Origin of the sequence: Neisseria sp. P0006.S009, assembly GCF_051962915.1 — a bacterium.
Lineage (GTDB): Bacteria > Pseudomonadota > Gammaproteobacteria > Burkholderiales > Neisseriaceae > Neisseria > Neisseria subflava_E.
Genome location: NZ_JBQCUV010000002.1, coordinates 228797 through 229111 on the forward strand (window position 1 = coordinate 228797; position 315 = coordinate 229111).

At 47.6% G+C, this 315-nt stretch carries 1 pseudogene; it reads right to left on the minus strand.

Features of this window, described 5'->3' with window-relative positions:
- Positions 1–315 (minus strand): annotated as a pseudogene (locus tag ACTHTK_RS04885) (sel1 repeat family protein); the annotation flags it as partial.

The following is a 315-nucleotide window of genomic DNA, read 5'->3' on the forward strand; positions in this document are numbered from 1 at the left end:
CCAACCCAAACAAATGTTCAGAATCCTCGCCTTCGGCTTGCATCGCCTGTTCAAAATAACAGCGGCCTAGCCAATATTGGGCATTGTTCTGTTCCTGAATACCGTTTTCACCCTCCAACTGTTTGGCAAGTCTCAATTGCTGTTGGAAATGCTTAACTGCCAACCCAAACAAATGTTCAGAATCCTCGCCTTCGGCTTGCATCGCCTGTTCAAAATAACAGCGGCCTAGCCAATATCGGGCATTGTTCTGTTCCTGAATACCGTTTTCACCCTCCAACTGTTTGGCAAGACGCAAGCGCTCCTGGAAATGCTCTT